Source organism: Nocardia altamirensis NBRC 108246, assembly GCF_001612685.1.
Classification (GTDB): domain Bacteria; phylum Actinomycetota; class Actinomycetes; order Mycobacteriales; family Mycobacteriaceae; genus Nocardia; species Nocardia altamirensis.
This window is the reverse complement of the sequence record NZ_BDAY01000020.1, coordinates 29,217-42,549: the sequence shown is the minus strand read 5'-3', so window position 1 is coordinate 42,549 and position 13,333 is coordinate 29,217. Positions and strand designations below refer to the sequence as shown.

At 67.7% G+C, this 13,333-nt stretch carries 14 protein-coding genes; 4 read left to right on the top strand and 10 right to left on the bottom strand.

The window, feature by feature from the left end; all coding sequences use genetic code 11:
- The first annotated feature begins 77 nt into the window (after window positions 1-77).
- Window positions 78-893, top strand: coding sequence for a hypothetical protein (locus NA11_RS13300; RefSeq protein WP_069162166.1), 816 nt, complete (start codon window positions 78-80; stop codon window positions 891-893).
- Window positions 894-899: 6 nt separating this feature from the next.
- Here NA11_RS13300 and NA11_RS13295 read toward each other — a convergent pair whose 3' ends face one another.
- From NA11_RS13295 to NA11_RS13270, 6 genes are all read right to left on the bottom strand, one after another.
- Complete coding sequence (locus tag NA11_RS13295) at window positions 900-2,291, bottom strand: M1 family metallopeptidase (RefSeq protein ID WP_069162165.1); 1,392 nt, start codon at window positions 2,289-2,291, stop codon at window positions 900-902.
- Window positions 2,292-2,354: 63 nt separating this feature from the next.
- On the bottom strand, window positions 2,355-2,993 hold the full coding sequence (locus NA11_RS13290; protein WP_069162164.1) for a LysE family translocator: 639 nt from the start codon (window positions 2,991-2,993) through the stop codon (window positions 2,355-2,357).
- 48 nt (window positions 2,994-3,041) lie between these two features.
- Window positions 3,042-3,710 carry a DUF3239 domain-containing protein gene (locus tag NA11_RS13285; protein WP_069162163.1) on the bottom strand — a complete coding sequence of 223 codons (669 nt, stop codon included), beginning with the start codon at window positions 3,708-3,710 and terminating at the stop codon, window positions 3,042-3,044.
- Between the two features lie 41 nt (window positions 3,711-3,751).
- Window positions 3,752-5,410, bottom strand: a complete 1,659-nt coding sequence (locus NA11_RS13280; protein ID WP_069162162.1) for a DNA repair helicase XPB — start codon at window positions 5,408-5,410, stop codon at window positions 3,752-3,754.
- A 153-nt stretch (window positions 5,411-5,563) separates the two neighbouring features.
- Window positions 5,564-6,109: a dihydrofolate reductase family protein gene (locus NA11_RS13275; protein ID WP_069162161.1), complete on the bottom strand. Its 546-nt coding sequence runs from the start codon at window positions 6,107-6,109 to the stop codon at window positions 5,564-5,566.
- 60 nt (window positions 6,110-6,169) lie between these two features.
- A complete protein-coding gene (locus NA11_RS13270) occupies window positions 6,170-6,772 on the bottom strand; it encodes a GNAT family N-acetyltransferase (RefSeq protein WP_069162160.1) in 603 nt (200 codons plus the stop codon).
- 96 nt (window positions 6,773-6,868) lie between these two features.
- Here NA11_RS13270 and sigJ point away from each other — a divergent pair, with 96 nt between their 5' ends.
- A complete protein-coding gene (gene sigJ, locus NA11_RS13265) occupies window positions 6,869-7,768 on the top strand; it encodes an RNA polymerase sigma factor SigJ (RefSeq protein ID WP_069162159.1) in 900 nt (299 codons plus the stop codon).
- Window positions 7,769-7,886: 118 nt separating this feature from the next.
- A complete protein-coding gene (locus NA11_RS13260; protein ID WP_069162158.1) occupies window positions 7,887-9,059 on the top strand; it encodes a pyridoxal phosphate-dependent aminotransferase in 1,173 nt (390 codons plus the stop codon).
- Between the two features lie 15 nt (window positions 9,060-9,074).
- Here the strand turns inward: NA11_RS13260 and NA11_RS13255 are convergent, their stop codons facing one another.
- Window positions 9,075-9,764 carry a trimeric intracellular cation channel family protein gene (locus tag NA11_RS13255; RefSeq protein WP_084654594.1) on the bottom strand — a complete coding sequence of 230 codons (690 nt, stop codon included), beginning with the start codon at window positions 9,762-9,764 and terminating at the stop codon, window positions 9,075-9,077.
- Window positions 9,765-9,849: 85 nt separating this feature from the next.
- Window positions 9,850-10,494, bottom strand: coding sequence for a LysE family translocator (locus NA11_RS13250; RefSeq protein WP_069162157.1), 645 nt, complete (start codon window positions 10,492-10,494; stop codon window positions 9,850-9,852).
- An 85-nt stretch (window positions 10,495-10,579) separates the two neighbouring features.
- Between NA11_RS13250 and NA11_RS13245 the strand changes: the two genes are divergently transcribed.
- The gene (locus tag NA11_RS13245; RefSeq protein ID WP_245745856.1) at window positions 10,580-11,149 is read left to right on the top strand and encodes a class I SAM-dependent methyltransferase; all 570 of its coding nucleotides are present in this window, start codon (window positions 10,580-10,582) and stop codon (window positions 11,147-11,149) included.
- A 66-nt stretch (window positions 11,150-11,215) separates the two neighbouring features.
- Here NA11_RS13245 and NA11_RS13240 read toward each other — a convergent pair whose 3' ends face one another.
- A complete protein-coding gene (locus NA11_RS13240) occupies window positions 11,216-12,307 on the bottom strand; it encodes a 3-deoxy-7-phosphoheptulonate synthase (RefSeq protein WP_069162155.1) in 1,092 nt (363 codons plus the stop codon).
- A gap of 350 nt (window positions 12,308-12,657) precedes the next feature.
- A complete protein-coding gene (locus tag NA11_RS13235; protein ID WP_069162154.1) occupies window positions 12,658-13,128 on the bottom strand; it encodes a carboxymuconolactone decarboxylase family protein in 471 nt (156 codons plus the stop codon).
- Window positions 13,129-13,333: the final 205 nt, after the last annotated feature.

Genomic DNA, 13,333 nt, shown 5'->3' with positions numbered 1-13,333 from the left:
TCCGCCCAATATGTGGACACAAGTCCAATACTTGGGTTGTTTCGCTCGCCGCCGCGATGTCGTTACGCTTGGTCAGTATGACCGTGGACGACATCGCCGTCGACCTGTACGGACTCGCGCCGAGCGAGTTCGTCACGGCCCGCACGGCCAGGGTCAAAGCGGCCAGGGATGCGGGCGACAAAGAACTCGCCGCCGCGATCGGCAAGCTGCGCAAACCCACCGTCACCGCGTGGACGGTGAACCTGCTCGCCCGCGAGGCGCCTGACGACGTCGACGCGCTGCTCCAGCTCGGCGCGGCACTGCGCACCGCACAGCAGCGACTGTCCGGCGCCGAACTGCGCAGCCTGACGGGACAGCGGCAGCAGGCGGTGACCGCGTTGGCGAAGAAGGCCGGGGCACTGGCCGCCGAGCACGGGCATCCGGTGAACGAGGGCGTGCTGCGCGAGATCGGACAGACGCTGACCGCGGCGCTCGCCGACCCCGCGGTCGCCGAGCAGGTGCACACGGGCACCTTGGCCACCGCGACGACCTATTCGGGATTCGGCCCCGCAGGCCCCGGCCTCGTCGCGGTCGAAACGCCCGCGGCGGCGGCAGACCCCGAACCAGCGGACAACCCGCGCGAGGAACTCGACGAAGCGCTGGAGGCGCTCGAATCCGCCCGTGCGGCACGGGATGCCGCCCGCGACGAGGCCGAGCAGGCGGCAGCACGGCTCGGTGACATCGAAGCCAGGATCGCCGAGCTGAAGGACGAGCTCGATCGCGCCGAGCAGGAGCGGCAGTTCACCCGCAGCACCGAACGCACGGCCCAGGACCAATTGCGTTCCACCCAGCGACAACTCGACCGGATGGAGCGCTGGGTGGAACGGGCCCGCGATCGCGTCGACGGCGAGTGAGCCCGCTCAGGCCCGCAGGCTGCCCGGGTAGAGGTACTCGTCCGCAGGCGGCGTCGTCTGATTGAGCCAGGCGTTGAAGAAACCGGTCAGATCCGTCGGCGACTTGGACTGGACGAACTTGCGGAAGTCGGGGATGGAGGCGTTCCCGAAGGCGTGTGCCGCGTTGAATTCCCGTACCGCGGCGAAGAATACGGCGTCGCCGAGCTGCTTGCGCAGTGCGTGCAGGAACAGCGGGCCCCGGTAGTAGACCGAGGTGAATTCCGATCCGGCACCGGGGTTTTCCAACGAGATCTGCCAGAACTCGGTGTTGTCCAGATACTTTGCGATGGTGCTGCGGTACTCCGCGTCGACGTCGAGACCGTCCATGCGCTCGGGCCACAGATAGTCGGCGGTGTAGCTGGCGAAGCATTCGTTCAGGCAGACGTCGGACCAGCGGCGCACCGAGACCGAGTCGCCCCACCACTGGTGCGCGATCTCGTGGACAACGGTCTGCAGGTCCGTCCACGGCGCGTAGATCGGGCGGGTCTGGGTCTCCAGCGAGAACTGGATGTCGGCGTCAACATAAATGCCGCCGGACGATTCGAACGGGTAAGGGCCGTAGACGGATTCGATGAAATCGAGGATCTCCGGCAGGCGCTGCTCGGTCTCCCTGTTCCGTTCCGCGTTCGGGGCGAAGGCGCTGATCAGCGGAGTCCCGTTGGCACGCCGCTGCTCCAGGAAGCTGAACTTGTCGATCGCCACGGTGGTCAGGTAACCGATCACCGGCTGATGCGCCTCCCAGCTGACCACCCTGCGGTCGCCACGCACCTCGTCCTGGGTGCGGACGCCGATCGAAACCACCTCCCATTCCGCGGGAACCGTCGCGTGCAGCGCGAAAGTCGCCTTGTCCAACGGGGTGTCGTTGAGCGGGTACCAGGTGGTGGCGGAATGCGGCTCGCCTGCGGCGAACGCGCCGCCGCTCGGCGCGAACGTCCAGCCGTTGCCCTCGGTGTTCTCGGCCTGGCCCGAGTACTCCACGGTGACGGTGAACGGCAGGCCAGGCAGCAACGGGATCATCGGCGTCACGGTGAGTTCGTGCTCGCCGTTGCGGTTGAACGCGGCGGGCATGTTGTTCACCGTCACCGTGCGCACCGCAGGGCCCGCGAAGTCCAGGTTGAACGCGCGCAATGCCTGCGTCGCGACCGCATCGATGCGGGTGGTCGCGGTGAGCCGGTGGCTCGGCGGGTCGTAGTCGAGGGTGACGTCGTAGTGGCCTGCGTCGTAGCCGCCGTTGCCGTCTTCCGGGTAGTACGGGTCGCCGAGCCCGGACGCCCCGGTGAACGGATCGGCGGCTGCGGGCGCCGCGGTGGCGACGATCGCGCCCGCGACCGCGGCACATATCAAGCCGGACAACCTCATTCGACTACCACCCCTAATCGCCTCCGTCGACACAGTCATGCCGACCGCTGGATCGTAGTCGGTTCAGTCGGCGGTGCCGGTGAGGGCCACCGACGCGCCGAGACCGACGATCATTACCCCGCCTGCCCCACCGACCGCTTCCAGCCTGCGCGGCGAGCGGGCGAACCAGGCGCGGGCCGAGGCGGCGAGCAGCGCCCACGCACTGTCGGAGACCACCGCGACCGCGAGGAACACCGATCCGAGGATCAGGAACTGCAGTGGCAGCGACCCGGCGGCGGGATCGGCGAAGTGCGGCAGGATCGCCGCGAAGAAGACGGTCGCCTTCGGGTTGGTGATCCCGACAATGATGCTCTGCCGCAACACCTTCGAGTCCGGTGTCGGCGCGATCTCGGTGCCGAGCGCCGCACGCAGCGACTTTCGTTCCCGGATGGCCTGAATGCCGAGGTAGATCAGATACAGCGCGCCGGCGAGCTTGATCGCGGTGAGCGCGAACGACGAGGCCATCAGCAGCGTGCCGAGGCCGACCGCGACCAGCAGCAACACGACGAAGACGCCGAGGCAATGCCCGGCCACCGACAGCAACGCCGCGCGCCTGCCGAGAGTGAGCGCCCGCCCGATGGTGAACAACACACCGGGGCCGGGGACGATGATGATCACGACCGCCGCCGCGAGGAATGTCAGCAGGTTGGACAAGGGGACCATCTTCGGAGTCTATGGCGCGGCGCAACCGAGTTTCCGAGGATCGTCGGTTCAGGCGCCGAGGTCGTCCGGCAGCTGGTCCGGATCGAGCAGCAGGCGGCGCGCGGAGGTGCGCCTGACCTTGTCGGTGAGCGCGAGATTGTCAGTGAGCAAACGCCATTCGGTCTCGCTGATGGCGGAGCGGGCGCGGTCGATGACCGCCGCATCGGTGGTGCCCCATGCGATCGGCATCGCGCTGACCGACTGCCAGCGCTCGCCTACCTTTCGCGGCGCCCGGTCGGTGCGCACCGCGACCGAGGGCACTCGCTCCCCCTGCCGCGCCTGGTGGCCGGGCAGGGCGCGGACCTTTCTGATCACCAGCGCGTAGTGCGCGTCCTTTGCGCCCGGCCTGGCCACGTCGACCATCGCGAGCAGCACCACACCCGACGGGTAGGTCTCCGAGACCACCGCGGGCACCAGCTCACCGTCGGCGTACAGCTTGTCGATGCTGGCGTGCCGCGCGGTCCAGAAGGCCACCCACAGCGCAACCACCGCGCCGAGCACGAAGGCAACAGCCAGCAGGTAGGCCCACGGATGGTCCAACCAGATCAGGTAGGCCGCGCCGGTCGTGGCGATGACCGCGGCGGCAAGCGCCATCACACGGAGTCGACGCTGGTCGGCGAAGACTTCGTTGACCGCATGCGCATGCCTGCGGTCCACCGGGAATTCGAAGCGTCGCACGTACCTATTCCTAGCACAGTTTGCGGAGGAATTGCCTCCGCTTATCCGATGGTCGGTCCGAGCAGGTCGTCGGCATCGGTGATGCGATAGGCATACCCCTGTTCGGCGAGAAAACGCTGCCGATGCGCGGCATATTCGGCATCGAGGGTGTCCCTGGCCACCACCGAGTAGAAATGCGCCTGGCCGCCATCGTGTTTCGGCCGCAGCAGCCTGCCGAGGCGTTGCGCCTCCTCCTGCCTGGAGCCGAAGGTACCCGAAACCTGCACCGCAACCGAGGCTTCCGGCAGGTCGATGGAGAAGTTCGCCACCTTGCTGACGACGAGCACCGGGATCTCACCGCGCCGGAACGCGTCGAAGAGTTCCTCGCGCTCTTTGGTTTTCGTCGAACCCTGGATCACCGGCGCCTGCAACGCGGCGCCGAGCTCGTCCAGCTGGTCGAGGTAGGCGCCGATCACCAGCGTCGGCGCGTCCGCATGCTTGGCCAGAATCGACTGCACCACCGGAATTTTCGTGCGCGCGGTCGAGCACAGCTTGTAGCGCTCCTCCGGCTCGGCGGTCGCGTAAGACATCCGCTCGGCGTCGGTGAGCGTCACCCTGACCTCGATGCATTCCGCGGGCGCGATCCAGCCCTGCGCCTCGATGTCCTTCCACGGCGCGTCGTAACGCTTCGGACCGATCAGCGAGAACACGTCGCCCTCGCGGCCGTCCTCGCGGACCAGGGTCGCGGTGAGTCCGAGCCGCCGCCGCGACTGCAGATCGGCGGTCATCCGGAAGACCGGGGCGGGCAGCAGGTGCACCTCGTCGTAGATGACCAGGCCCCAGTCGCGGCTGTCGAACAGCTCCAGATGCTTGTACTCGCCCTTGGTGCGGCGGGTGATCACCTGGTAGGTCGCGATGGTGACCGGGCGGATCTCCTTACGCTCACCGGAGTACTCGCCGATCTCGTCCTCGGTCAGCGAGGTGCGGGCCAGCAGTTCGCGCCGCCACTGCCTGCCCGCCACGGTATTGGTGACCAGGATCAACGTGGTCGCCTTCGCCTTGGCCATGGCGGCGGCGCCGACCATCGTCTTGCCCGCGCCACACGGCAGCACCACCACGCCGGAGCCACCCGCCCAGAACGAGTCGGCCGCCATCTCCTGGTAATCGCGCAGATGCCACTTGTCGTCGGTGTAGTCCAGGTCGATCGGATGCGCCTCACCGTCGACGTAGCCGGCCAGGTCCTCGGCGGGCCAGCCGATCTTCAACAGCATCTGCTTGATCCGGCCGCGCTCGGAGCCGTGCACCACCACGGTGTCGTCGTCGAGGCGGGCACCGAGCATCGGGGCGATCTTCTTGTGCCTGAGCACCTCCTCCAGCACCGCGCGATCCAGGCTGATCAGCGTCAACCCGTGCGCCGGATGCTTGACCAGCTGCAGCCGCCCGTACCGGGCCATCGTGTCGACGATGTCGACAAGCAGCGGCTGCGGCACCGCATACCGCGAGAAGCTGACCAGCGCGTCCACCACCTGCTCGGCATCGTGGCCCGCCGCGCGCGCGTTCCACAGCGCCAGCGGCGTCACCCGGTAGGTGTGCACGTGTTCGGGCGCCCGCTCCAACTCGGCAAATGGCGCGATAGCCTGCCGCGCCGCGCCGGCCAACTCATGGTCGACCTCCAGCAGCAGCGTCTTGTCGCTCTGCACAATCAGCGGACCGTCCGTCACAGCCCCTCCTCGCATCGGTTCGCTCCATTCTTCCTGAGTCCACCGACACCCGCGCACGCCCGGTCCGCTCACCACGACAAATCGGGGAAATCCGGGACGGACGGACGATCCGTCGGGAACTGGCAGCGGCCACCACCAGTTCCCGGAACGTAGCTAGTAGGTGACCCGGTAGCTGAGCTGAGCGAACTGGCCGTACTGGGTGATGTCGAAGAGATTCAGCTGGGTGGAGAGGATTCGTCGAGGCAGCAGCGGTGCCCCGGAACCCAGGGTGACCGGGGCGATGCCTGCGATGATCTCGTCGAGGAGGGCGGCGCCGACGAATTGACCGACGAGATCACCGCCGCCGATGACCCAAATGTTCTGGTCGCCTGCGGCTTTCGACATTTCTTTGTGGACCGGTTCGACGGCGTCGGCGACGAAGTGCAGGTTGGCGCCCGGAATTGCGGGGAGGTCGCGGTGGGTGAAGATCCAGCAGGGAATATCACCGTAATTGGTGTGCCAGTTTTCGGCGGGCTCATTGGCGAGAATCCACTCGTAGGTGGTCGAACCCATGCACATGGCGCCGACATTCGCGATGAAGTCCGCGAGCACCGTTTGCTCTGCCCCACCATCGTCTACAGCGAAAAGCCAACTGAGCGAGTTGTTTTCGTCGGCGAGATAACCGTCGAGGCTGGTCGCTGTGAAGTATTGGGTAACCATGTCTCGACTCTGTCAGGAAAACCTGACAGAACACGTCAAGGTTTCCGCGACGCCGCGGATTCAGTGCGTCCGCGGCGTCCGCTCTAGCTCGCGGTCGAATTCCGCAGGCCAGCCGTCCGCGACGCCGGGCGGGTCGGTGGGCAGCCTGGCCGCGAGCCAGTGGTCGCGGCTGACGCCGCGGTGCAGGCTGCCGAGGCGGGCCATGCCCTCGTAGCGGAAACCGCAGCGGCGGGCGACCGCGGCCGACCGGTAGTTGCCGACGAAGGCGCGCCAGCTGATGCGCCGCAGGCCGAGACCGTCGGGGCGGAAGCCGAAGTCACAGACCAGGTTCACGGCCTGGGTCATCAGGCCGCGGGAGCGTTCGTCCGGAATGAGCCAGTAGCCGATCTCGGCGGCGGACTCGTCGCGGGCGCCGAGGCCGATCATGCCGACCACGGGGCCGCCCTCGTAGGTGCGCAGCGCCCAGGTCGGGCTGTGGCCTGCCCAGCCGGGCCCGACGATGTCCTCGATGAACGTGCGCGCGTTGTCTCTGGTGTACGGCACCGGAATGGTCACCCACTGCCCGATCGACGGATGCTGGCAACACTGGGTGATCACGTCGATATCGTCCGAGGTCGGGATCGACAGAAAGATCGTTCCGTTCGACAGCGCGTGTGCGTCCATCGAGTCATGTTGTCATGAATCGTCAGGGCGGTTCATCGGTTGGTCGGGCGACACCGCAGTGCAGGACGAAAACCGGGAGATCGTAGAATCTTCCCGATGGTTGCCGCTCTGCTTGCCGGATTGTTCGAATCACATCGAGCGCATCTGCTCTCGGTCGCGTATCGGCTGACGGGCAGCGTCGGCGACGCCGAGGACGCAGTGCAGGAAAGCTGGCTACGCCTGACGGGCACCCATCAATCCGAAATCGACGACATGCGCGCCTGGCTGACCGCGGTGCTGAGCCGAATCTGCTTGGAGCGCATGCGCAGTATCGCCGTGCGCCGGGAAAGCTATGTGGGGCAATGGCTGCCGGAGCCGGTGGTCACCGGTCGGACGCCGTCGAGCACACCCGATGCCATGGCGGCGATGGCCCGCACACCGGAGTGCCGTCTCGCGGCGATGGTGATGCTGGACCGCCTGACTCCGCCGCAGCGGGTGGCTTTCGTGCTGCACGAAGGACTTTCGATGTCGCTCGACGATATCGCCGGAATCCTGGATGTTTCGGTTGATGCCGCACGACAGCTGGTGACCGCCGCGACCGAGGCCGTCGCGCACACCCCACCGCCGGTGTCGGATACCGAGCACGAGGTCGCGGTGCACCGCTTCCTGGCGGCATTGCGCTCCGGCGAAGTGGACGCGGTTACCGCTGCGCTGCATCCGGATTCGGTGGTCATCGGCGATGCGGACGGCACAACGACGCACAACCTGCGCGGCGCGGACGCGATCGCCGACTTCTATCTCGGCCTGGTGCGCAGATACGGCGCGCACGATCCCGCCAGGGTTCCGGAGTACACCTACGAATTCGCTTCGGTCAACGGACAACTGGGGCTGGTGGTCAGCGTCGAGCACAGCGGGCGCCCGGCCAGGGTGCTCGGGTTCGCCGTCCGCGACGGACTGGTCTGGGGCACCTACGATCTCACGAACCCGGCGAAGCTGACCGGCATTCATCTCGGCTGAGCACCCCCGCGGCGACCTGCCCGGCGGGCTCGACGTCATGGCGTTGCCCAACGCGGCGACTTCCGGCGTGGCCGGATTCACAACAAGGTCGCGAAAGGCGGCCAGCTAGTCTCCGAATATGCCTTCGCAACCCGCCACCGTCGCTCGTCTGCGTCCCTTCGCGTCCACCATCTTCGCCGAAATGACCGAGCTCGCCGTCCGGCACGACGCGGTCAACCTCGGCCAAGGCTTCCCGGACACCGACGGCCCCGCCGACATGCTGGAGGTTGCCAGGCAGTCCATCGCCGACGGCCTGAACCAGTACCCGCCGGGACGCGGCATGCCCGTCCTGCGCCGCGCGATCGCCGACGACCGACGCCGCCGCTACGGCACCGACTACGACCCGGACACCCAGGTGCTGGTCACCGTCGGGGCGACCGAGGCGATCAGCGCCGCCATTCTCGGCCTGGTCGAGCCGGGCGCCGAGGTGGTGCTGATCGAGCCGTACTACGACTCCTACGCCGCCGCCGTTGCCTTGGCAGGCGCGCAGCGGCGCACCGCACGACTGGTCGCCGACGGTGATCGCTTCGTGCTCGACCTGGACAGCCTGCGCGCCGCGATCACGCCGGCGACCAGGATGCTGGTGGTCAACTCGCCGCACAACCCGACCGGCACCGTGCTCGACCGGGCGGACCTGACGGCCATCGCCGAGATCGCCTGCGAGCACGACATTCTGGTGCTCACCGACGAGGTATACGAGCATCTGGTCTACGACGGCACCGAACACATCAGCCTGGCCACCCTGCCCGGCATGGCCGAACGCACCGTCGTGGTGTCCAGTGCGGCAAAAACATTCAGCGTGACCGGCTGGAAGACCGGCTGGGCGTGCGGTCCGGCCGACTTGATCGACGGGGTGCTCGCCGCCAAACAGTTCCTGACCTTCGTCGCGGGCGGGCCGTTCCAGCCCGCCGTCGCGCACGCGTTGAACCACGAGCTGGACTGGGTCGCGAATCTGCGGGACACCTTGTCCGCCAAGCGACTCAGCCTCGCCGCCGCGCTCGCCGACACCGGATTCGGCGTGAAGTCGAGCGCGGGCGGCTACTTCGTCTGCGGCGATATCACGCCGCTCGGCGGGTCCGACGGCCTCGCCTTCTGCCGCGAACTGCCCAAGCGGCTCGGCGTCGCCGCCGTCCCGGTGAGCGTCTTCGCCGACGATGCGGCAGCGTGGAATCACCTGGTGCGCTTCACCTTCTGCAAACGCGACGAGACGTTGGACGAGGGCGTGCGCCGCCTGCGTGCCGGAGCGCACTGACCCGACACCCGCCGATCACGACGGTGACGTCGGGCCCGCCGGTGGCCGGGGATACCGGCGGGCTTGCGGCGCATGCCAACCGAAGCGCAGCGCGAGCAGCCGGAAGGCGATCGCGCCCGACGCCGCGAGCAGGCCGGTCCACGCCTGATAGACGCCGAAGTGCAACAGCGTCGCGGTGGTGATCGCGCCGACCAGGGCAGGCACCGCGTAGATCTGTTCGGGCCGAAGCACATCCGGGGTCTGCCCGCCGAGCAGGTCTCTGATCACCCCGCCGCCGATCGCGGTGACCACGCCGAGCAGCGCCGCCGACGGGGCGCCGAGTCCACGCGAGTAGGCGATCACCGTCCCTGTCACACAGAACAATCCGAGACCGAAGGCGTCGGCGACCTCGAGCGGCCCACGGGTCAGCCGGTGTGGCGGATGCCAGAAGAAGATCAGCACGGCGGCCAGCAGTGCCGTCCACAGAAAGGTGAGATCGACGAAGGCCGCAGGCGGCGTCCGGCCGATCAGCAGATCGCGGATGATGCCGCCGCCGAGCGCGGTGCCCGCAGCAAGCACCACGATGCCGAAGATGTCGAAATTCCGTCGCACCGCGAGCAACGCACCCGAGCACGCGAAGGCGAACACCCCGAACAACTCCCCGATGTGCTGCGCCGCGTCAACCGCCGACCCGAAGTGGCCGGCCACCCCCACAAAATCCACCATGTCGATCACCACACCACACGCGCGGGCACCGGTGGCACCTGGCTGCGGCAAACATCGAGAAACCTCCTCGATGGTGTGCCACTCGTCAGGCGGGCGTTGGCCGAGCGCGGTCGGTCGCTACCAGGAAGGCGATGGTGGCCAGTGCCGTGCCCATGACGTAGCGCTGGATGCGCAGCCAGCTGGGGCGGGCGGTGAGGAAGGTCGCGATACCGCCCGCGCCGAGCACGATCAGGCCGTTCACCGTGAGCGCCACCGCGATCTGGACCGCGCCGAGGCACAGGCTCTGCAACCAGACGTGCCCGTGATCGGGCGTGACGAACTGCGGGATCAATGCCATGTACATGATCGCGATCTTCGGGTTGAGCAGGTTGGTGACCAGGCCCATCGTGAACAGCCGTCGCGTCCCGTCCACGGGCAGCTCCGCAGGAGCGAATACCGAAGTCCCGCCGGGGCGCAACGCCTGCCAGGCCAACCACAGCAGGTAGGCCGCACCGGCCAGTTTCACCGCCAGATAGAGCCCTGGCACCACCGCGAACACCGCCGTGATACCCGCCGCGGCCGCTACCAGGTACACCCCGAACCCGGCTGCGACGCCGCTGAGCGACACCAACCCGGCCCGCCGCCCCTGTGTCACGGTGCGTGACACCAAATACATCATGTTCGGCCCCGGCGTCAGCACCATGCCCAACGCCACGGCCGCGACCCCGAGGACCGCCGCCATCTCGATCACACTGTCGATCCTCGCCCAGCAGCTCCGCGCCCGTCTCGGTCCACTTTCACAGTGCTGGACCTGCGGCGCGTCGTACATTGCATGGATGACAGACGACCTGAGATTCGGCTGGATGGTCGAGGTCATGAATGTGCGGCCCGACGACCGGATCCTCGAAATCGGCCCTGGGTCCAGCAATTCGCTCGCCTGCCTCGCGGCGCGGCTGGACAACGGGTACGTGGTCGGCGCCGACCGCTCCGCCACCGCGATCGCCCGCGCCGCGAAACGCCATGCGGCGCTTATCGAGTCCGGCAAGGTCCGGCTGATTCAGGCCGAGCTGGCCGACCTGGAACCACGGCTGCTCGACGGGACTGCGCCCGCGGCCATTCGGCGTGCTGGAAGTCCGCCCGGCACAGCAGGTTTCGACAAGATCCTGGCCGTCAACGTCAACGTCTTCTGGACGAAAAGGCCTGTCGCCGAATTGGCGCTGATCCATCGGCTGCTCGCCCCCGGCGGGGCGCTGTACCTCTTCTACGGTTACGGCGCGCCCGCAGGCACGTCCACCAGCCCGAAGCCCGCCGAAGGCCAGCTGAAGAAATACCTGGCCGAGGCGGGTTTCACCGCGCGTCCGGTCTCCTCCGGCGACCTGCTCGGCGTCATCGCCACCGCCGAATAACCGCGAAGCGCGACGTTCAGCTTCCCGCCCGATCCCCCGCGCGGGAAGCTGAAACCGGCTCGGCAGTCAGGGATTACGACGACGGTGGATGGCGTCGGCCAGCCGGTCGAGCTGGACGGCGGTGGTCTCCCAATCGAGGCAGGCGTCGGTGATGGACTGCCCGTAGGTCAGCTCGTCGGCACGACCGAGGGTCAGATCCTGGCGTCCGGCGACGAGGAAGCTCTCCAGCATCACCCCGACCACGCCCTGCTCACCCGCGGCCAGCCTGCCCGCGATATCGGTGACCACATCGACCTGCCTGTTGTGGTCCTTGTTGCTGTTGCCGTGGCTGGCATCGACGACAACCCGCTGCGGCAGGGACGCCTTCTCCAGCCGGATGCAGGCCTCGGCGACCGATGCGGCGTCGTAGTTCGTCCCCGAAGTACCGCCGCGCAAGATGACGTGGCAGTCCGGGTTGCCTGTGGTGCGGATCAGCGCGGCGCGGCCGTCAAGGTCGGTGCCGGGGAACACGTGGCTGGCCGCCGCGGCACGCACACCGTCGACCGCGACCTGCACGTCACCGTCGGTGCCGTTCTTGATGCCGACCGGCATGGACAGCGCGCTGCTCAACTGGCGATGCACTTGGCTTGCCGCGGTGCGCGCGCCGATCGCGCCGTAGGACACCAGGTCCGCGATGTACTGCGGGGTGATCGGATCGAGGAACTCACACGCCACCGGCAAGCCGAGCGCGGTGATGTCGGCGAGCAGCTTGCGTCCGAAGCCGAGCCCGGTGTTGACGTCGAACGAGCCGTCCAGGTGCGGATCGTTGATCAGCCCCTTCCAACCGAGGGTGGTGCGCGGCTTCTCGAAGTACACCCGCATCACCACGTGCAGCCGGTCGTCGAGCTCGGCGGCCTTGGCGGCCAGGCGGCGCGCGTAGTCGAGTGCGGCGGCCGGATCGTGCACGGAGCAGGGGCCGACGATCACCATCAGGCGGTCGTCGACGCCGTTCAGCACGTCGACGGTGGCCGTACGACCCGTGCGGACGGTGTCGGCGAGCGCATCGGTGATCGGATGCACGCGGCGCACCTCGGCGGGCGAACGCAACGGGCTGACGCTCAACGTGCGCTGATCATCGAGATCGGAATGCCGGGGATCGACGTCGGCGGCGGTAGTCATGTCGTGGGTTCCTTTTCTTCGGCCGACCCACGGACGAGAAACCCCGTTGAGCCGGTCCATAATCCGGCTCGGGGGTGAATGTTGTCAGCGCAGGCGGTTGCCGCAGACCTGCCCACCCGGGGCCGGCTTGCTAAACCAGAAATACGCGCGCTGCACGTTTGCGACTGTAGCAGGAGGATTTCCTCGGGTGGCCGGGCCGTGCCCCATCGCACAGCCCGGGCTCGCGCGCATCGCCGATGCCAACGGGCGGTGTGCCCGCGATTCAATGCTGCCGGAAACGCAGAAGAGCCGAGTGTCACCCGGTTTCCCGGCGTGACGCTCGGCTCGGCGGTCGTCGCGACGTGGTCGGCTCAGCCCCACTGGCCCGGCACATAGTCGCCGGCCGGGCGGCGGGCGATGACGTTCATCCGGTTCCACGCGTTGATGTTCGCGATGGCGGCGATCAACGCGGCGATCTGGTCGTCGTCGTAGTGCTTGCGCACGTCCTGCCACACGGCGTCGCTGACCACGCGGCCGTCACCGATCCTGGTGCCCTCCTCGGTGAGCGCGAGCGCGGCGCGCTCGGCTTCGGTGAACACGGTCGCCTCCTGCCAGGCGGCGATCAGGTTCAGTCGCACCGACTCCTCGCCGGCGTGTGCGGCGTCCTTGGTGTGCATGTCCACGCAGTACCCGCAGCCGTTGATCTGGCTGGCGCGAATCTTGACCAGCTCGTAGGTGGCGGCGGGGAGGGTGGAGTCGTTGACGATCTTGCCTGCGGTGGTGAGTCGCTTGATGTAGCTGGTTCCGACGCGGTTGGCGAAGAGGTCGATGCGGGCTTCCATGAGGTGCCTTCTTTCGATTCGGGGGTGCTTGATGCGTTCACTGAGTCGACGATGCGCCACCACGATGTGTGACATCCGCGCCGAGTGATCTGGGCCACCTACCCGTTCGACGGCATCGCCGCGACTCGAGCCCCGGAATTCCAGACAGACGACGGCATAGTCAGCGTAAGGTCCGCCCGCATCGGACATGTTCGACTTCGCCGAC